The sequence below is a fragment of the Halorubellus salinus genome (assembly GCF_020567525.1).
GTDB lineage: Archaea > Halobacteriota > Halobacteria > Halobacteriales > Natrialbaceae > Halorubellus > Halorubellus salinus.
The window spans coordinates 31156-48987 of record NZ_JAJCVI010000006.1; the positions used below are offsets into that span (position 1 = coordinate 31156).

The 17832-nt window shown below is 68.6% G+C and carries 21 protein-coding genes; 16 read left to right on the forward strand and 5 right to left on the reverse strand.

The window, feature by feature from the left end; translation table 11 throughout:
* Positions 1 to 15: 15 nt before the first annotated feature.
* Positions 16 to 1386 carry a RimK family alpha-L-glutamate ligase gene (locus LI336_RS16725; RefSeq protein ID WP_227134307.1) on the forward strand — a complete coding sequence of 457 codons (1371 nt, stop codon included), beginning with the start codon at positions 16 to 18 and terminating at the stop codon, positions 1384 to 1386.
* Positions 1387 to 1436: 50 nt separating this feature from the next.
* On the opposite strand, the gene LI336_RS16730 is transcribed toward LI336_RS16725, so the two are convergent.
* A complete protein-coding gene (locus LI336_RS16730) occupies positions 1437 to 2750 on the reverse strand; it encodes a M20 family metallopeptidase (RefSeq protein WP_227134308.1) in 1314 nt (437 codons plus the stop codon).
* Between the two features lie 2 nt (positions 2751 to 2752).
* The gene (locus LI336_RS16735) at positions 2753 to 3913 is read right to left on the reverse strand and encodes a trans-sulfuration enzyme family protein (RefSeq protein ID WP_227134309.1); all 1161 of its coding nucleotides are present in this window, start codon (positions 3911 to 3913) and stop codon (positions 2753 to 2755) included.
* A 200-nt stretch (positions 3914 to 4113) separates the two neighbouring features.
* On the opposite strand from LI336_RS16735, the gene LI336_RS16740 reads away from it, so the two are divergent.
* The 6 genes from LI336_RS16740 to LI336_RS16760 all read left to right on the forward strand — a co-directional run bounded on the left by LI336_RS16740 (position 4114) and on the right by LI336_RS16760 (position 9058).
* On the forward strand, positions 4114 to 4392 hold the full coding sequence (locus tag LI336_RS16740) for an ArsR/SmtB family transcription factor (RefSeq protein WP_227134310.1): 279 nt from the start codon (positions 4114 to 4116) through the stop codon (positions 4390 to 4392).
* A complete protein-coding gene (locus tag LI336_RS20245) occupies positions 4389 to 4523 on the forward strand; it encodes a hypothetical protein (RefSeq protein ID WP_264475523.1) in 135 nt (44 codons plus the stop codon). Before LI336_RS16740 ends, LI336_RS20245 begins: the two co-directional genes overlap by 4 nt.
* Positions 4520 to 4825, forward strand: coding sequence for a DUF8036 family membrane protein (locus LI336_RS16745; RefSeq protein WP_227134311.1), 306 nt, complete (start codon positions 4520 to 4522; stop codon positions 4823 to 4825). The genes LI336_RS20245 and LI336_RS16745 overlap by 4 nt, the downstream gene beginning before the upstream one ends.
* Before the next feature lie 266 nt (positions 4826 to 5091).
* The gene (locus tag LI336_RS16750) at positions 5092 to 7488 is read left to right on the forward strand and encodes a DUF7282 domain-containing protein (protein WP_227134312.1); all 2397 of its coding nucleotides are present in this window, start codon (positions 5092 to 5094) and stop codon (positions 7486 to 7488) included.
* Between the two features lie 211 nt (positions 7489 to 7699).
* The gene (locus LI336_RS16755; RefSeq protein WP_227134313.1) at positions 7700 to 8704 is read left to right on the forward strand and encodes a transcription initiation factor IIB; all 1005 of its coding nucleotides are present in this window, start codon (positions 7700 to 7702) and stop codon (positions 8702 to 8704) included.
* Positions 8705 to 8878: 174 nt separating this feature from the next.
* Complete coding sequence (locus tag LI336_RS16760) at positions 8879 to 9058, forward strand: DUF7836 family putative zinc-binding protein (protein ID WP_227134314.1); 180 nt, start codon at positions 8879 to 8881, stop codon at positions 9056 to 9058.
* A gap of 46 nt (positions 9059 to 9104) precedes the next feature.
* Here LI336_RS16760 and LI336_RS16765 read toward each other — a convergent pair whose 3' ends face one another.
* Entirely contained in the window at positions 9105 to 9509 is a 405-nt protein-coding gene (locus LI336_RS16765) for a translation initiation factor IF-2 subunit beta (protein WP_227134315.1), read from the reverse strand.
* A gap of 371 nt (positions 9510 to 9880) precedes the next feature.
* Between LI336_RS16765 and LI336_RS16770 the strand changes: the two genes are divergently transcribed.
* Positions 9881 to 10120 carry a UPF0058 family protein gene (locus LI336_RS16770; protein ID WP_227134316.1) on the forward strand — a complete coding sequence of 80 codons (240 nt, stop codon included), beginning with the start codon at positions 9881 to 9883 and terminating at the stop codon, positions 10118 to 10120.
* 174 nt (positions 10121 to 10294) lie between these two features.
* On the opposite strand, the gene LI336_RS16775 is transcribed toward LI336_RS16770, so the two are convergent.
* Positions 10295 to 10828, reverse strand: a complete 534-nt coding sequence (locus LI336_RS16775) for a DUF555 domain-containing protein (RefSeq protein ID WP_227134317.1) — start codon at positions 10826 to 10828, stop codon at positions 10295 to 10297.
* A 202-nt stretch (positions 10829 to 11030) separates the two neighbouring features.
* Here LI336_RS16775 and LI336_RS16780 point away from each other — a divergent pair, with 202 nt between their 5' ends.
* The 6 genes from LI336_RS16780 (at position 11031) to LI336_RS20525 (ending at position 15603) form a co-directional block, all read left to right on the forward strand.
* Positions 11031 to 11930, forward strand: coding sequence for a DNA-3-methyladenine glycosylase family protein (locus LI336_RS16780; RefSeq protein ID WP_227134318.1), 900 nt, complete (start codon positions 11031 to 11033; stop codon positions 11928 to 11930).
* A 94-nt stretch (positions 11931 to 12024) separates the two neighbouring features.
* Positions 12025 to 13077: a DMT family transporter gene (locus LI336_RS16785; protein ID WP_227134319.1), complete on the forward strand. Its 1053-nt coding sequence runs from the start codon at positions 12025 to 12027 to the stop codon at positions 13075 to 13077.
* Between the two features lie 84 nt (positions 13078 to 13161).
* Positions 13162 to 14169 carry an LLM class flavin-dependent oxidoreductase gene (locus tag LI336_RS16790; RefSeq protein ID WP_227134320.1) on the forward strand — a complete coding sequence of 336 codons (1008 nt, stop codon included), beginning with the start codon at positions 13162 to 13164 and terminating at the stop codon, positions 14167 to 14169.
* A gap of 237 nt (positions 14170 to 14406) precedes the next feature.
* Positions 14407 to 14961, forward strand: coding sequence for a class I SAM-dependent methyltransferase (locus tag LI336_RS16795; RefSeq protein ID WP_227134321.1), 555 nt, complete (start codon positions 14407 to 14409; stop codon positions 14959 to 14961).
* 142 nt (positions 14962 to 15103) lie between these two features.
* Positions 15104 to 15247 (forward strand): DUF7129 domain-containing putative zinc-binding protein, encoded by a 144-nt coding sequence (locus LI336_RS16800; RefSeq protein ID WP_227134322.1) that lies wholly within the window; start codon positions 15104 to 15106, stop codon positions 15245 to 15247.
* 209 nt (positions 15248 to 15456) lie between these two features.
* Positions 15457 to 15603: a DUF7129 domain-containing putative zinc-binding protein gene (locus LI336_RS20525; RefSeq protein WP_438267294.1), complete on the forward strand. Its 147-nt coding sequence runs from the start codon at positions 15457 to 15459 to the stop codon at positions 15601 to 15603.
* Between the two features lie 9 nt (positions 15604 to 15612).
* On the opposite strand, the gene LI336_RS16805 is transcribed toward LI336_RS20525, so the two are convergent.
* Complete coding sequence (locus tag LI336_RS16805) at positions 15613 to 16068, reverse strand: DUF7992 family protein (RefSeq protein WP_227134323.1); 456 nt, start codon at positions 16066 to 16068, stop codon at positions 15613 to 15615.
* A gap of 152 nt (positions 16069 to 16220) precedes the next feature.
* Between LI336_RS16805 and LI336_RS16810 the strand changes: the two genes are divergently transcribed.
* The gene (locus tag LI336_RS16810) at positions 16221 to 16520 is read left to right on the forward strand and encodes a DUF5779 family protein (RefSeq protein ID WP_227134324.1); all 300 of its coding nucleotides are present in this window, start codon (positions 16221 to 16223) and stop codon (positions 16518 to 16520) included.
* Between the two features lie 79 nt (positions 16521 to 16599).
* Positions 16600 to 17811: an MFS transporter gene (locus LI336_RS16815; protein ID WP_227134325.1), complete on the forward strand. Its 1212-nt coding sequence runs from the start codon at positions 16600 to 16602 to the stop codon at positions 17809 to 17811.
* The last annotated feature ends 21 nt before the right edge of the window (positions 17812 to 17832 follow it).

A 17832-nucleotide genomic window follows, 5' to 3' on the forward strand; every position in this document is an offset into this window, starting at 1 on the left:
CGATGGTGAACGACGTTGGCACGTGACACACAGCAGTCCGGCGGCACCGTAACCGACGGCGACCAGGTACGCGTCGGCGTCCTCAGCCTCCACAACAGCAAGGAGACGAAAGCGATACTGAACGCCGTGGAAGCCCTCGGGCACCACCCGGAGTGGCTGCGGTCCGAGAACACCGTCGTCCGGTTCGAGGACGGCCACGCGGTGCTCTCCCCGGACGTCGACGTCGTCGTGAACCGCCTCCTGCTCTCGAACACCGACCAGCCCGCCGAGACGCACGGGCTCGCGCTGACGCTCGGCGGCATCCGCCCGATGGTGAACGCGCCCGAGGCGACCGCACGCGCCGCGCACAAGACCGCCACCGCGGCGTGGCTGACCGACGCCGGCATCCCGATCCCGAAGACCGTGCTCGCGCTCAGCGCCGACCAACTGAACCGCGTTCGCGGCGAGTTCGGCGCGGAAGCCGTGTACAAGACCGCAATCGGGACCCACGGCGGTGGCGCGTGGAAGGTCGGCGAGTCCGAACAGCTCACCGCGAGCGTCGGGAAGCGCCGCGCGTTCCTCCAGGAACTCGTCGGTCGCGACGGCGAGACGCCACGGGACCTCCGCGTGTACGTCGTCGACGACGCGGTCGTCGGCGCGATGTTTCGATATGCTGCCGAGAGCGACTGGCGGACGAACGTCGCGCGCGGCGGCGCCGTCGAGGACGCGACCGATTCGGCGCCTTCGGGCGCGTTCGACCTGGCGCGTCGAGCGACCACGACCCTCGGCCTGGACTGCGCCGGCGTCGACCTCATCGAGGGCGACGACGAGTGGTACGTCCTCGAGGTGAACCCGACCGCGGGATTCAGGGGCCTCTACCGGGCGACCGGGCACAGTCCCGCCCCGCACATCGCTCGACACGCCATCGAACGCGCCGGCGGGAGCGTCGACGAGGAACGCGTCCGGACGCTCGCGTCGACGCTCGACGACTCCGTCCCGGCCTGCAAGCCCGTTCCCGACACGGTCCAGGACGCGGGCGCGACGACCATCGGGTTCACCGAGACCGTCGTCGTCACTGGGACGAGCGGGTCGAAGACCGTCGTCGCGAAGTCCGACTCCGGCGCGACGCGCACGAGCATCGACCTCCGGCTCGCCGCCGACGTCGGCGCCGGCCCCATCCACAACGTCTCGCGCGTGCGCTCCGGGAGCAGCAAGGACGCGAAGCGACGGCCCGTCGTCGACCTCGTGGTCGGTATCGGCGGCGAACAGCACACGGTCGCGGCGAACATCGAGGACCGCTCGCACATGAACCACCGACTGCTGCTCGGCCGGGACATCCTGAAGAACTACCACCTCGACGTCAGCCGGCGCGTCGAGGACCACGCGGAGACCAGGACCGAGGAGTGACCGCGGTCGCGACCGCGCGGACCGTGCCGAGCCAGCCAGCGCGCGGTCGGTCAGTCCTCGAGGTCGCCCGCGAGGACGCGCTCGACGACGGACTCGAGGACGCCCTGGGCGTCGCGGGCCTCGTCGAGCGAGACGTGCTCGTCGACGGTGTGGGCCTGCGAGAGACTTCCCGGTCCCCAGACGACCGCGGGGATGCCGGCGGCGACGAACTCGCGGGCGTCGGTCGCGGCGGTCATCCCCCACGGGTCGCTGGGTGCGCGGTCGCCGGTCTCAGCGCGCACGAGCGCCGCGAGCGCGTGGTCGGACGGGACGCTCGCGGACTCGTAGTACTGGACGGTCTCGCGGCTCGCGTCGACGTCGTCCTCGCGCGCCGCGGCGGCGAGCAGGTCGTCGACCTCCGCGTCGACGTCCTCGATGGATTCCCCGGGGAGCACTCGCCGGTCCAGCAGGAACTCGCACGCGCCGGGTATCACGCCCATGTTCCCGCTCGTCCCGGCTTCGACGCTCGTCACCGAGGCGTAGCCGCGGCCGACGAGGTCGTCCTCGCGCTCGCGGAGCGCGGCGTCGTACGCGTCGACGCGGTCGAACAGCCGGCGCGCGGCGTCGATGGCGTTCGCGCCCTCGTCGGGATGACTCGCGTGCGTCGACTCCCCGCGAACCGTCACGCGGTACGTGACGACGCCCTTCGCGCTCGTCGCCACCCGCAGGTCCGTCGGCTCCAGCACGAGCGCGTAGTCGCCGCCGTACCCCTCCTCGATGCAGGTCCTCGTCCCGGGGATGCCGGTCTCCTCGCCCGCCGCCGCGTGCACGACGAGCGCCGCGTCGTCGAGTGCACCACCGTCGAGCGCGCCGTCGTCGGGCGCGCCGTCGACGCCACCGTGCTCGAACCGCTCCGCGAACGCGTTCGCGGTGACGAGCGCGAGCGCGAGCCCCGTCTTCATGTCCGCGCTCCCCCGCCCGTACAGGACCTCGCGCTCCCGGCCGTCAGCGTCGCGCTCGCGGGCGACGTCGGCCGCATACGGCCCGCGGGTCCACTCCTCCGGGTCCCCGGCGGGGACGACGTCCGTGTGGCCGTTCAGGACGAGCGTCGGCGCGTCCCCGTCGGTCGCGTCGTCCCCACGATCGCCCTCGCCGTCGCGCGGGCAGTCGCCGACCGCGACGACCGCGTTCGGTCGCTCCGGGTAGCCGGGCGTGTCGAGCAGTTCGGCGTCCAGGTCGTGCGCTCGCGCCCACTCGACGACGTACTCGGCGACTGCGCGCTCCTCGCCCGGCGGGTTCTCGCTCGGGATGCGGACGAGTTCGCGCGCCAGCGCGACGAGGTCGGTCGGGTACGCGTCGTCCGTCACGCCGCCATCAGCCACCATGGTCAGTCGAAGGCCGCCGCGATGGCACCCTCGACGTCCGCGACGAGGTCCGCGTGGTGCTCGGTCCCGACGCTCAGGCGGACGAGCGTCGCCGGGATGCCCGCCGCCGCGAGCTCCTCGCTCGAGAGGTCCTGGTGGGTCATCGTCGCCGGGACCTCCACGAGGCTCTCGACGCCACCGAGGGACTCCGCGAGCGTGATGACGTCCAGTCCGGCCGCGAACTCGGTGACGGTGTCGACGTCGCCTTCGAGTTCGAACGCGATCATCGCGCCGTAGTCGTCCATCTGGCGCGCCGCGACGTCGTGGTTCTCGTGGGACTCCAGCCCCGGATAGTAGACCTCGGTGACGTGGTCGTTCGCGACGAGCGCGTCCACGACCGCGCGAGCGTTCTCGCAGTGGCGGTCCATCCGCGACGAGAGGGTCTTCATCCCCCTGAGGACGAGGAAGCACTCGAACGGACTCGGGATTCCACCGCGACGGTACTGGACGTACTCGATCTCGTCGGCGATGTCGGCGTCGTTCGTCGCGACCGCACCCGCGATGGCGTCGGAGTGCCCGCACTGGTACTTCGTCAGCGACTCCACGACGACGTCCGCGCCGAGCTCCAGCGGTCGCTGGAGGTACGGCGACGCGAACGTGTTGTCGATCGCGAGCGCGGCGTCGCCGTCGTGCGCGACCTCGGCCGCGGCCGCGATGTCACCGACGTTCAGGACGGGATTCGTCGGCGACTCGAAGTACACGAGCGCCGTCTCGGGCCGCATCGCGTCCGCGATGGCCTCGGTGTCCGTCACGGGAACGTGCGTCAGCTCGACGCCGTAGTCCGCGTAGACGTCCGTGAGGAGGTCGTGGGTCTCCGCGTACAGGTTCTCCGCGGCGACGACGTGGTCGCCCGCCGACAGCGTCGCCGTGAACACCGCGTCGATGGCGGCCATCCCGGACGCGAACGCGCTCGCGTGCTCGCCGCCCTCGAAGTTCGCGAACGACTCCTCCAGTGCCGTTCGCGTCGGCACCGCGTCCCGCGAGTACCGGAACCCGGCCTTCGTCTCCGTCGGCGACGCGTACTCGTACGTCGAGTTCGCGTAGATCGGCGGCATGAGCGCTCCGAACGGGTCCCGGCGCTCGTGGGAGTGCACCTCGCGCGTCTCGAAACGATGGTCGTCCATGCACGCACCTCTCGCGACGCCCCCATATAAATATCGCCGGCACCGGAGATGCGCTCAGTCGGTCGCCCCGGTGCGATTCCGGCCCCGGAACTCGTCGTTCGCTCGCTCCGGGTCGTTCGTCGCTACGGTCGTCGACGAATCCGGTCGGAATCGCCCGCCGTCGTTAGAGTCATGTGGGGGGAGCGAGTCGAGACGTACGAATGGAGGGCGTTCTGTGGTACGTCTTGACCGGCACGCGCGGCGGTGAGAACCGCATCCGCCTGCTGGACGCCATCGACGAACGCCCACGCAACGCGAACCAACTCGCGGAAGCACTGGAACTGGACTACAAGACCGTCAGACACCACCTCGACGTGCTCGTGGACAACGACGTCGTGAAGAAGTCCGGCGACGACTACGGCGCGGTGTACCTCCCGACCGAGCAGGCGCGGGACCACTGGCACGTCGTCGAGGAGGTATCCGCGGAGGTCGAAGCATGAGAACGACGACGACGCGCCGCGAGGCCATCGACTGGCCGGTTCGCGGCCCGAAACCGCCGAAGGAGGAAGAGACTGTGGCCGAAATTGGGAAAGAGTATATCCACGACAGCACGGTAGGGTGGTGTAGATGAGTATCTGGGTGACCGTCGCACAGGTTGCGGCGGGCGTGAACGTGGTGCTACTGCTGGCGCTGACGTACGTGTGGGGTCGGAACTACGCGAAGTTCCGCTCGAAACACACGCTCGGCTTGCTCGTGTTCGCACTGCTCCTGCTCGCGGAGAACGTCGGCGTCGTCTACTACTACCTGCTCGACCCGCAGCTCTCCGCGTGGTGGGGCAGTGCAGTGCCGGACATCGTCTGGCAGTGGCAGATGGCGATCCACGTCGTCGAGGCCGTCGCACTCGCGTTCCTGACGTGGACGGCCTGGGACTGACCGACCCACCCGGATTCCTCCTTCGCGATACTCGCCGTTCGCGGTATTTCTCGACGGCCGACCGTTCTCAGGCCGATTACGACCAGTACCGAACTCACTGAATCGACCGTCTTTTTATATGCTCGTCTCGGGTATCGGGTGTCACCCTGGTCGCGGTGAATCATCCAGCAATTCGCCAGACGGGGGGTCTTTTGGGGAGAGAATTGGGTGAGAGGCGGGCCGTAGTTCGGAATATCCTCTTTAAGTAGGTCGTGGTGGGACTGTGTATGCGGTCACGCATCACCGTGTTGCTGGTCGTCTGCATGTTCGCGATCTCCGGGGTCGCGACGGCGACGGCTGTCAGCACGCAGGCTGTGGACGCGACGAACGAATCGACCGACGGAACCCAAGCGATGGTCCAGTTCTCCGGTGGCACCAGTGGCGGCACGACAGTCACCGTCGACCAGGTGACGCTCGACGAGGGCGGGTTCGTGACAATCCACGACTCGACGCTCGGGGACGGCGACGTCCTCGGGAGCGTCCGCGGCACGAGCGAGTACCTCGAAGCGGGCACGCACGAGAACGTCACCGTGACGCTCGACGAGCCCCTGACGAACGACTCGACGCTGTTCGCGATGGCGCACCAGGACACGAACGACGACCGCGCGTACACGTTCGTCTCCAGTAACGGCCAGGTCGACGGCCCGTACACGATGGACGGCGACATCGTGATGACGTCGGCGAACGTCACGGTCTCCGCGACCGTGTCCGCGACCGACATCCCGACGAACGGCGGCGTCATCGTCGTCGACCGCGTCGAGCTCTCGCAGGGCGGGTTCGTGACGATCCACGACGCCTCCGTCACCGAGGGCGCGGTGTTCGAGAGCATCCGCGGCACGAGCGACTACCTCGAAGCGGGCGTGCACGAGAACGTCCGCATCACGCTCCAGAGTGCGGTCACGCGGAACACGACGCTCGTTCCGATGGCGCACATGGACACCGACGGTGACCAGGAGTACGACTTCGCGACGAGCAACGGCAGCGACGACGGCCCGTACGCGACCGCTGACGGGAGCGCGGTCGTCGACACGATGAGCGTCGTGCAGACGAACACGGCCGACGCGACGCTCGCGAACCAGACGAGCGGCGGCGAGCGCGTCGTCGTCGAGGACGTCTTCGTGCCCCAGGGCGGGTTCGTGACGATCCACGACGCGACGCTGCTCGACGGCGCGGTCTTCGAGAGCGTCCGCGGCACGAGCGCGAAGCTCGCGCCCGGCTACCACGAGCAGGTCGAGGTCGTCCTCGACGACGGCATCGAGAACGAGTCGACGCTCGTCGCGATGCCGCACAAGGACACGAACCGCAACGACACGTACGACTTCGTGACGAGCGAAGGCAGCCAGGACGGCCCGTACACGCAGGACGGGAGTGCCGTCGTCGACACCGGCGTCGTGTCGGTGAGCGCGAGCGTGTCGATGGTCGACCAGTCGAGTGACGGCAAGACCGTGACGGTCACGGACGTCGACCTCAGCGAGGGCGGGTTCGTGACGATTCACGACAGCTCGCTGTTCGCGGGCGAGACGTTCGGCAGTGTCGCCGGCACGAGCGCGTACCTCGAGGCCGGCCACCACGAGGAGGTGACGGTGACGCTCGACTCGCCGATACGCGACACGGCGACGCTCGTCCCGATGGCGCACAAGGACACCGACGGTGACGAGACGTACGACTTCGCGACGAGCGAAGGTGCGGACGACGGCCCGTACGTCGCGAACGGCAGTGCGGTGGTCGACACCGCTCGCGTCAGCGTGCAGGCGGTCCTGACTGCGACGAACCAGACGAACAACGGCTCGATGGTCACCATCGACTCGGTGACGCTCCACGACGGCGGGTACGTCACCATCCACGACGGCACGCTGCTCGACGGCGCGGTGTTCGAGAGCGTTCGCGGCACGAGCGCGTACCTCGGGCCGGGCACGCACGAGAACGTGACCGTCATGCTGGACGCGCCGCTCTCCGAGAACGCGACCGTCGTGCCGATGGCGCACGAGGAGACCGACGGCGACGAGACGTACGACTTCCTCACGAGCGAGGGCGCGTCTGACGGTCCCTACGTCGCTGCTGGCGGTGCGGTCGTGACGACCGCGCAGGTGACGGTGACGCCCGAGGCGACCGTCTCCTTCAGCGCGCAGGAGACCGACGGCCAGACGGTGGTCGTCGACTCCGTGACGATGAACAAGGGCGGGTTCGTGACGATCCACGACGCGAGCCTGCAGGACGGTGCGGTGTTCGAGAGCGTCCGCGGCACGAGCACGTACCTCGAGGCTGGGACGCACGAGGACGTCGAGATAACGCTCGACGCCCCGGTCGAGGAGGACACGACCCTCATCGCGATGCCCCACCAGGACACCGACGGTGACGAGTCCTACGACTTCGTCGACAGCGAAGGTGCCGACGACGGGCCCTACGTGGCCGACGGCGGTGCGGTCGTCGCCGCTGGCGACGTGACGTTCACCGGCGAGTCCATGGAGACGACGACGATGGACGACGGCACGACGATGATGGACGAGGAGACGACCGCGATGGACGACGAGGACGAGGGCGCGTCGGGCGGGTCGCCCGGCTTCGGTATCGCCATCGCCGTCCTCGCGCTGCTCGGCGCCGCGTTCCTGGCGCGCCGCCGGTAACGCGAACGGTCGCCGGGCCGGTCCGGCGAGCGAAGCGGACTTGAACGTTTCGCGTTTCTCCGATGGATTCAAGTACGTAACGAGCTGCCCTATATAAAGAAGGGCAAAGGTTTATATGCTTGTCGCACTTACTATGGGTGAGGAACAGTCCTGCTGGGCTCGTCTTTCTTCTCGCCCCGCAGCCGACCGCCCCCGAAGAGGACCCCAACACATGAGCGACACAACCACCACCGACGTCGAACAGACAACGACCACCCGAGGCGAACGAGCGGACCAGAAGGCAGCGACGGAGACCGCCAGCGAGCAGGTCGACGAGCGCGTCTGCCCCGAATGCGGTGGCCCCGTCGCGAGCGTCGAAGCACGCGGCGAACGCGTCTGCGAAGACTGTGGGCTCGTCGTCGAAGAGGACGCCGTCGACCGCGGCCCGGAATGGCGCGCGTTCGACGCCGGCGAGCGCGACGAGAAGTCCCGCGTCGGCGCCCCGACGACGAAGATGATGCACGACGACGGCCTGTCGACGAACATCGGCTGGCAGAACAAGGACGCCTACGGCCGCCAGCTCAGCTCCAGCCAGCGCCAGAAGATGCAGCGATTGCGCACCTGGAACGAGCGCTTCCGCACCCGCGACTCGAAGGAACGCAACCTCAAGCAGGCCCTCGGCGAGATCGACCGCATGGCCAGCTCGCTCGGCCTCCCGAAGAACGTCCGGGAGACCGCGAGCGTCATCTACCGCCGCGCGCTCAACGAGGACCTGCTCCCGGGCCGTAGCATCGAGGGCGTCGCCACCGCCAGCCTGTACGCCGCCGCGCGCCAGGCCGGCACCCCCCGGAGCCTCGACGAGATCGCGCTCGTCTCCCGGGTCGACAAGATGGAGCTCACCCGGACGTACCGGTACGTCGTCCGCGAGCTCAACCTCGAGATCCAGCCGGCCGACCCCGTCCAGTACGTGCCGCGGTTCGCGAGCGAACTCGGCCTCAGCGACGAGGGCGAACGCCGCGCCCGGATGCTCCTGGACAACGCGCGCAACGCCGGGCTGCACTCCGGGAAGTCGCCCGTCGGGCTCGCCGCGGCCGCCGTCTACGCGGCCGCGCTCCTGACGAACGAGAAGGTCACGCAGAGCCAGGTCGGTGACGTCGCGAACGTCAGCGAGGTCACCATCCGGAACCGCTACAAGGAACTCCTGGAAGCGTCGGACGCCGGCGTCGCACTCGCCTGACCGGGCACCGGTCGCCCGATTGGACGCTTCGCGCGTCCACCGAGAACCGACGCGCTTCCAACCGAATCCAACGCGTTCCCGACCCGCCTTCGACCGGAACTACCCGACGGCTTCGCGTGGATTCGGTCCGTACAGCGGCAATCTTTTTCACCCCCGGTAGTGTTAGACGGTCACATGGTCGAGACGTACGTGAGACTTCTCTGTCCCGAATGCGGCAAGGACTGGGAGACCGCCCCCGCGGACCTCCCTGCACCTGGTGACACGTTCCACTGCCCGAACTGTCACGCCAGTCGACGCACGTCCGAGTTCATGCGGACCGACCACGACCTCTCCACGCTCAAGCAACTCGGCTGAGCGAGTCGAGACGGCCGATGAGAACTCACGCCCCGCAGCCGTTGCCCTAGGTGCCAGTCGACGACAGGGCACCGCACGCCTCACAGCGGATGCGGAGCACGCCGTTCTCGCGCTCGAACACCGTGTCCGGGAGTCCGCACTCCGAGCACGTGACGTACCCCTCGACGTAGTCCTCCAGCGCGTCCTGGATGCGGACCTCGCGGAAGTCGCCCTTGAGGCGGGCGCGACCGCTCTCGTCGATGTGGCCGCTCGTCCCGAGTTCGTTCTGGAGGAACTGCATCACGTGGTCCTCCTCGCGGTTCAGGCGGTCGACCGTCGCCTGGAAGTTCTCGTACACCGTCAGCTTGCCCTCCTGTCGGATGTCCGGCTCGGGCACGTCGAACCGGTCGCCGCCGGCCTCGATGTCCGGCGTCTCCTCCAGCGCGCGCTCGAGCTGGTCGTCGTAGTCCATACGCGGAATACGGACCGAGCGGGGCAAAAATCTTCATACTCGACGCCTCCACCCCTCGCTCGTGCCGGCCATCGTCGTCGCGAGCCAGGCCAGATGATTCGAGGGAGTCGACCGTGACGAGTCCACGTACAGACCTGTTCGCTGTCGGTTGCGTTCGAGTCGAACCGGCACATGGTACGCACCTGGTCGATGTTCGGGGAGCTGTGAGGTCCCGCGCGCGCCCGTCGAATCCACCCCTGCAGCCCCTAAATTCAAGGCCCCCGAGAACGTCACATGGTCGCTACCCCCGATAACCACGGGTATCTAAGGGTGGTGTGTTAACGCGACACGGGATAATAATATAACCCTGGGGCCGATAGATGGTTTTGGTTATGAAGAAGCAGGAGCTCATCCACCTTCACGGCCTTCTCGCGGAGGTATCCGGACAGTACGACACATGGAGCGACGGCGACCTCGACCTCGAGGAATACGAGTCCCTCGGTATTCGACCAACGTCAATCCACAAATCCAAAACCGATCACAAGGCAGCGGTGTTTGCACTCGCAGGTGGCATCACTTCTGACATGGACGACGAGGCGGAGACGGAGACCGTCGCTCCGACCGCCGACTGAGACATCAGCCGCGTTCTACCGTAACTACTCGCCGAAAGCGACAGCCGTATCGACGCACTCGGACTCGGTCGTCCCGCGACGCGTGGCCTGTGCCTCACGAGCACGTACCGGACGGTTCGGGCAGAATAGCATTACAGTCGAGTCGTTCGGTTCCGGTCGGTCCGTGCTCGTCGGTCACTCGATTAGGTCTTCGAACTCCGGCAGGACGTCGTCCTCGTCGTCGTCCTCGTGCGCTTCCGCCGAGTGCTCGCTCTCGGCCGTGGTATCGATGTCGCTCTCCTCCGGGGTGTCGACCTCGTCGCGGTCGGTCGGTTCGGTGTCGTCTCCGGCTGCGGTGTCGGCGTCGTCTTCGGCTGTCGCGTCGTCCTCGTCGTCGATGACGTCCACGGAGAGGACCTCCAGCGGGATGTTCTCCAGTTGCGTCCCGATCTCCTTGCGAGCGATGCGGGACGCGTGTTCCTCGCGTTCCACGTTGAACACCTTCATCTCCAGTTCCAGTGCGACCAGGCTCTCGTCGGCGGCGATGAACGCGGGGTCGATGGACTCGTGGCAGTGCGGGCACGCCCGCTCGCCCATGTTTATCTCGACGTAGTTGAGGTCGGGGTTCAGCATCGCGCCGGTCTTCGAGATGGCGATGCGGATGGCCTCGTCCTCCGTCGACACGTCGTACACGGGCACCGCCGCTTCGACGACGACTCTGCAATCCATGCGTGCCAGTGGGTTCCACTGCCATCGGCATCAAGGTTGGCGTTACCCCCGGGTACCGCAGGACGGCAGCGGGATGCGTCCGGTTACAGGTCGAGAGCAGGACCGCGGCGAGTCGATGGAACGACCGCGACGGGTCGAGAGAGCGACCACGTCGGGCCCGGGACCGAAAGCCGGATACCCGGGCGGTCCCCGACGGTCTCGTATGCACTCCGGGCGTTTCCCGCTCGCGGACCTCGCAGGTGGACTCGACCTCGCGGCGACACTCGAGAGCGGGCAGTCGTACCTCTGGCGACGCGAGGACGACGGCGCGTACGCCGGCGACGTGACGACCGACCGCGACCTCGACGACGCGCCGTGGTACTACGCGGTCCCCGACGGCGAGGTCGTGCGCGTCAGGAGGACCGACGACGCGCTCGTCTGGGAGTCCACCGAGGACGCCCACGACCGCCTCGTGCACCTCCTCAGGCTCGACGACGACCTCGACGCCATCTTCGCTGACGCGCCCGCGCTCGACCTCGTCGACGGCGCGCGCGACGCGTTCCCCGGACTCCGGCTCGTCCGCGACCCGCCGTTCGGCTGCCTGATCTCGTTCATCTGCTCGACGCAGATGCGCGTCGAACGCATCCACGAGATGGTGAGCAGTCTCGCTCGCGCGTACGGCGACGCCGTGTCCTTCCAGGGGGAGACGTATCACGCGTTCCCGACGCCAGAACAGCTCGCCGCGACAACCGAGGGCGACCTCCGCGACCTCGGGCTCGGGTACCGGGCGCCGTACGTGCAGCGGACCGCGGAGATGGTCGCGGACGGCGACGCCCACCCCGAGGACGCGGTCGGACGCGAGTACGAGGCCGCCCGCGAGTACCTCACGCGGTTCGTCGGCGTCGGCGACAAGGTCGCGGACTGCATCCTCCTGTTCTCGCTGGGGTACCTCGAAGCCATCCCGCTTGACACGTGGATGCAGACCGTCGTCGCCGACCACTACCCGGACTGCGAGCGCGGGAACTACACCGAGACGAGTCGCGCGCTCCGCGAGCGCTTCGGTGGCGAGTACGCCGGCTACGTGCAGACGTACGTCTTCCATCACCTCCGGACCGCCGAGTGACCGACGGCGCCAGGAGTCGTGCCAGCGTCCCTCACGCAGCCCCTATCCGGATTCGAGTCGTAGGACGGGACATGATTCGGACACTCGCTCGTCGGTGGTCGCGCTGACGGGGAGCGCGCTCCACTCGCTGCGTGCGGCGGTCCCGGCCCGGTACCGCGACGGTGCCCTGTTCGTCGTCCTCGCCGGCCTGTTCGGCGGGTCGTTCGCCGCCATCAAGACCGGACTCCGGGAACTCCCGCCGGTGCTGTTCGCGGGCCTCCGGTTCGACCTCGCTGCCGTCGTCCTGCTTGGGTACGTCGCGCTCGCCAGGCCGCGGTCGACGTGGCTGCCGCGAACGCGCGCCGACGCCCTCGGTATCGCCGTCGCCGCGGTCTTCCTCGTCGTCCTCAACAACGGCCTGCTGTTCGTCGGGCAGGGGACGACCACGCCCGCGGCCGCCTCGGTGATGTACGGCCTGAACCCGATCCTCGCGCCCGTGTTCGCGTGGTGGCTGCTCGGCGACCGGCTCTCGTGGGTCGGCGCGCTCGGCATCGGTATCGCGCTCGGCGGCGTCGTCCTCATCGTCCAGCCGTCGCCGTCGACGTTCACCGACGCGAGCGCACTCGGGCAGGTGTTCGTGCTCGGTGCGGCCGCCGCGGTCGCGCTCGGGAGCGTCCTCCTGCAGCGCGTCGGCGTCGACATGGAGAGCGTCTCGATGACCGCGTGGGCGATGGGCGTCGGCGCCGTCCTCCTGCACGCGCTCAGCTTCGGCATCGGCGAAGCACAGGGGACCCTCCTCGACGTCGGGACCGCGACCGCGTGGAGCATCGTCCTCGTCGCCATCCCCTCGACGGCCCTCGCGTACGCGCTGTACTTCGGGCTCATCGAGCGCGTCGGCCCGGTCCGCACGAACCTCGTCGCGTACCTCGTGCCCGTGTTCGCGGCGGCGACCGGGTGGCTGTTCCTCAACACGACCGTCGACGCGGTGACCGTCGCCGGCTTCCTCGTCGTTGTCGCCGGCGTCGCGCTCGTCGAACGCCAGGTCGTCACCGCGGAACTCGGGCGCGTCCGCCGCCGACTCCGCAGCGGGACCGACGAGCGCCGCGAGCCGACGGCCGCGTCGGCCGACGAGCGCTGCGAGCCGGACGAGGTCCCCTGCGACGACTGAGTACTCGCGGCCGGCCGGGAAGTCCGCCCGTTCGACGCGAGCGGTGCACGAATCGTTTTCACGAGCGCCCCGGAACGTCGACGTATGGAACTCGGCACGGGTCTGTTCACCTGTCAGTCGCGGCCGGACGACGACCGCTCGATGGACGAGCTCTACGACGAGATGCTCACGGTCGCCGCCGCCGCGGACGACGCCGGCCTGGACTCGGTGTGGGTCTCCGAGCATCACTTCACGGAGGACGGCTATCTCTCCGGGACGATGCCGAGTCTCGGCGCGCTCGCCGCCGCGACCGACGACGTCGAGATCGGGACGTGCATCGCGCTCGCGCCGCTGTACGACGGCGTCCGGCTCGCCGAGGACGTCGCGACGGCGGACAACGTCGCGGGCGACCGGGTGACGCTCGGGCTCGCCATCGGGTCGAACCCCGCGGAGTTCGACGCGTTCGGCGTCCCCGTCGAGGAGCGCGTGGAACGCCTCGCCGACCAGGTGAACCTCCTGAAGGCGGCGTGGAGCGAGGGCCCGCTCGACTACGACGCCGAGTTCCACGACGTCGACCCGAGCGTGAACGTGACGCCGAAGCCCGTCGGGAACGACGTCCCCATCATGCTCGGCGGCGGCGCGAAACCCGCGGTCCGGCGCGCGGCCCGGAAGGCGGACGCGTGGTGCGCGCCCTCGAAGCTCTCGGTCGGCGGTCTCGAGAAGCGCGTCGAGGACATCGCGGCCGTCCGCGAGGAGGAAGGTATCGACGGCGAGTTCACGAACTACGTGCTCCAGCACGGCTGGGTCGGCGACTCGAAGGAGGAGGCGTGGGAGACCATGCGTGACGGCTACTTCTACATCCAGCGTCGGTACGCGGAGATCTTCAGCGGCGAGACCGTCGACGAGCTCGACGACGACCGCAAGCAAGAGTTGAAAGAGCAGGCGATCTTCGGGACGCCCGAGCAGGTCGTCGACGAACTGGCAACGTACCGCGACGCTCTCGGCGACGACACGCACTTCATCTTCCGGACGTACCACCCGGGCGTCGGTACGGACGAGATGGTCGAGTGCATCCAGCGCCTCGGCGACGAGGTCGCGCCCGAACTCCGGTAGGCCGCGCGCGAGTCGCGCAGTCCTCTCGGGGGACCGCGAAGTCGAACGCGAGGTCGTCGGCGGTCCGGCCGGTCCGAAGGGCGCGCTCGACGAACGCGGTCTTCCCGCGCGAGTACGACTCGACGTCGTAGCGGTCGACCATTGGTGGGCGAAGCGACGCCACCATCCTCGACGTCGGTGATTCGTGCTAGCACGAATCCCCACAGGGATACGTACGGGGCGTCCCTCTGGGTGCGTATGGGATTCCACACGTTCCCCGTCGACCGCGCCGATGCCCTGGAGGACGAGTCGCGGTACCGCTTCTGTTCGCGCGAAGAGCTCGTCGCGGCGCTCGCGCTCGACGGCGACGAGACCGTCGCGGACCTCGGGTCCGGGACGGGGTTCTACACGGACGACGTTGCACCGTTCGCCGGATCGACGTACGCCGTCGACGTCCAGAGCGAGATGCACGACGTCTACCGCGAGAAGGGTGCACCCGAGAACGTCTCGTTCGTCACGGCGGCGGTGTCGGATCTGCCGTTCGACGACGACGAGCTGGATGCGGCGTACTCGACGATGACGCACCACGAGTACGCGGACGCGGCCGGGCTTGCGGAACTGCGGCGCGTGCTCGCGCCCGGTGCGCGCCTGGTGACCGTGGACTGGTCGGCGACCGGTGCGGGCGAGGACGGCCCCCCGACCGACGAGCGGTTCGCGCCCGCGGACGTCGTCGAGGACCTCGAAGCTGCCGGGTTCACCGTCGAGCGTGCGAGCGAGCGCCCCGAGACGTTCCTCGTCGTCGCCACCGCCTGAGTCCCGCCTCACCGATGCCGAGTGCAGAACTGACCGAACGTACACCACCTTGCATGTGATTAAACAATATAGGCACGTCTGGAGAGTATGGGGTGCTATCAGGGGAAGCCTTAACCGTGAGAATCGTTCACATGCTCGTACGATGGTACGAACCGACGCGTACACACCCAGCGAGGCCGAGTACGAGTGCGTGCGATGCGGTGCACGCCTCGAGAGTCAGGCGGACACCTGCGACGACCCGTTCTGTGACGGCGCGCCACGCAACATCGGGGTCGCACGAGAGTAAGGCACCACCGCGGCGAGAACCTACCAATCCGCTATTCCGTCCCGCGGGCCCGCCACTCATGGGCTGGCCGGGCCCGCGACCCGACCGCGAGAGCGGTCGTCCTTCTCACGTCGTTCCAACCGTACACCACCAGGAGCCCCAACCAGATTACCAGTTCTTCACGTGGGAGCAGACTTATTAGCGTGCGTGTCAATATCTAACGTACAGATATGGGCAAACGAACTACGAAAACAGACCGAACGGTACAGACGTTCGAATGTGCTCGCTGCGGCGAACGCCTCGACAGCGCCTCGGACTCGTGCTCGGACCCGCTGTGCGACGGCGAACCGCGGAGCATCGGCGTCGCCAGGGAGTGACGACGAGCGCTAGAAGTCCGGGAGGTCCTCCGGCGGCTCGTACTCCGACTCCCAGTCCACGTACTCGTCCTTGAGGACGTCGCACACCACCTGCCCGAACTCCGTCAACGACGCGTTCAGCGACGACACCGTACTCCACTCGTCGAGCCCCGGGTGATAGTCGCGCTCCTTCCAGTCCTCCGGGATGCCAGGCGCGTGGTAGCCGACGCGGTCCGCGAACCCGTCCCAGAAGAAGTCGAACTCCGCGAACATCGACAGGTCGAGGGCGATGCCGAACTCGCGTTCGTCCAGGTCCGTGTGCTCGGCCCACTCGTCGAACGCACGCTCCCACGCCCCCTCGCGGAGGAACGCCTCCAACTCCTCGCGCTTGTAGTCCGTGTCGCCGACGATCTCGGCGTCCTCGTACTCGTTCGGGTCGACCTCCTCGAGCTCCGGTACCGGTGGCGTGTCAACGTCGAGTCCCATACCCGGCCGGACGCCTGCAGGGCGGATAAGGATTCCCGGACGCAGCACTCGAAGCGGTTCCAGCGACCGATCGAGAGCGCGAGCCCAGCGACGCTGTTTTCGCGCGACGAACGGACGGAACTGTTTAGTCGAGGCCCCCCCAGGAGTGGTGTATGAGCGACTTCGACCTCGACCTCCGCGCCGTCGAAGACCACCTCGACGACGAGGACGAGGATGCAGACCTCACCGGGAGTGTCCGCCTGGGCGTCCTCGACGGCACCACGCCCAGCAGCGAGTGGTACGACACCGTCATGGACGGGAACGTCCTCGTCCTCGACGTCAAAGGCGACGTGAACGAGCTCGCGGCCGGGTTCGCGCGCGACATCCGCGAGGACGACGGCTCGCTCGTGCACTTCCGCGGATTCCTCATCGTCTCCCCACCCGGCATCGACATCGACACCAGCGACCTCTGAACGCCTCACCATCGACGCCGTCGCTCGGTCACCGGTTTCCAGACTGCTTATATCGACGCCCGCGAACTGACAGCCACAAGTGACGACCTCGCCTCGGTTCCGTGCTATCGACGCACGCACGGTCGCGCTCGTCGCCGGGCTGTTCGTCCTCTCCGCCGCCGCTGGCGCGTACGAGATCGCGCCAGCGAGCGTCGTCCCGCTCGTCCGCGACGGCCTCGGTATCGGCGCGACGGCCGCGGGGTGGCTCGTCAGCGTCATGTACCTGACCGCGGTCGTCCTGTCGATACCCGTCGGGTTCGCGCTCGACCGCTTCGACGTCCGGCGCACCGTCACCGCCGCCGCCCTCGCCCTCCTCGCCGCCGGCGCCTGGGGGTGGGACGCGGCGACCGCGGGCGATTACTGGTCGCTGTTCGCGTCGCGCATCCTCGGCGGCGCAGCGTACGTCGTCTTCTGGAACGCGGGCGCGGACCTCGTCGGGCAGGCCGTCGACGCCGACGTGCGCGCGACCGCCGTGAGCGCGTTCACCGCGAGCGCGCCCGTCGGGTTCGCACTCGGCCAGTTCGGCGGCCCAGTCGTCGCAGCCGCGTTCGGGTGGCCCGCCATATTCCCCGTGTTCGCGACCGCCGCCGTCCTCGGCGTCGCCGTCTTCCTCGGCGCGACCGCCGGCGAGTCGTTCGACGACGCCATCGAGACGCCCGCCCCCGACCGCCGCCAGCTCGCGGGCGTGTTCCGGAGTCGCGCCGTCTGGACGCTCTCGACGCTGTCGTTCCTCGGGTTCTCGCTGTACCTGTTCGTGAACTCGTGGCTCCCCAGCTACCTCGAGAGCGAGCTCGAGGTGTCGCTCGCGCTCGCCGGCGCCCTCACCGCGGTCTTCCCCGCGATGGGCGTCCTCTCGCGGACCTCGGGCGGCGTGCTGTCGGACCGCCTGTTCGACGGCCGGCGCCGCCCCGTCGTCGTCCTCTCCTTTCTCCTCACCGCGCCCGCGTTCGCCGGATTCGTCGCGTTCGCGAGCGTCCCAGCCGTCGTTGCACTCACCGTCGTCTCCGGGTTCGCCATCCAGCTCGCGCTCGGCCTGCTGTACACGTACGTCACCGAGCACGTCCCCGAGGAGGTCACCGGCACCGCCATCGCCGTGATGACGAGCGTCGGGCTCTTCGGCGCGTTCCTCGCACCCATCGTCGCCGCCGAGATCATCGCCGCCCGCGGGTACTCCGACGCGTTCCTCGCCGCACTCCTCGTCGCCGTCGCCGGCATCGCGCTCGCCTGGGTCGCCCCGACCGACGGCGAGTGAGGCGGCCTCGCCCTCGTCGAA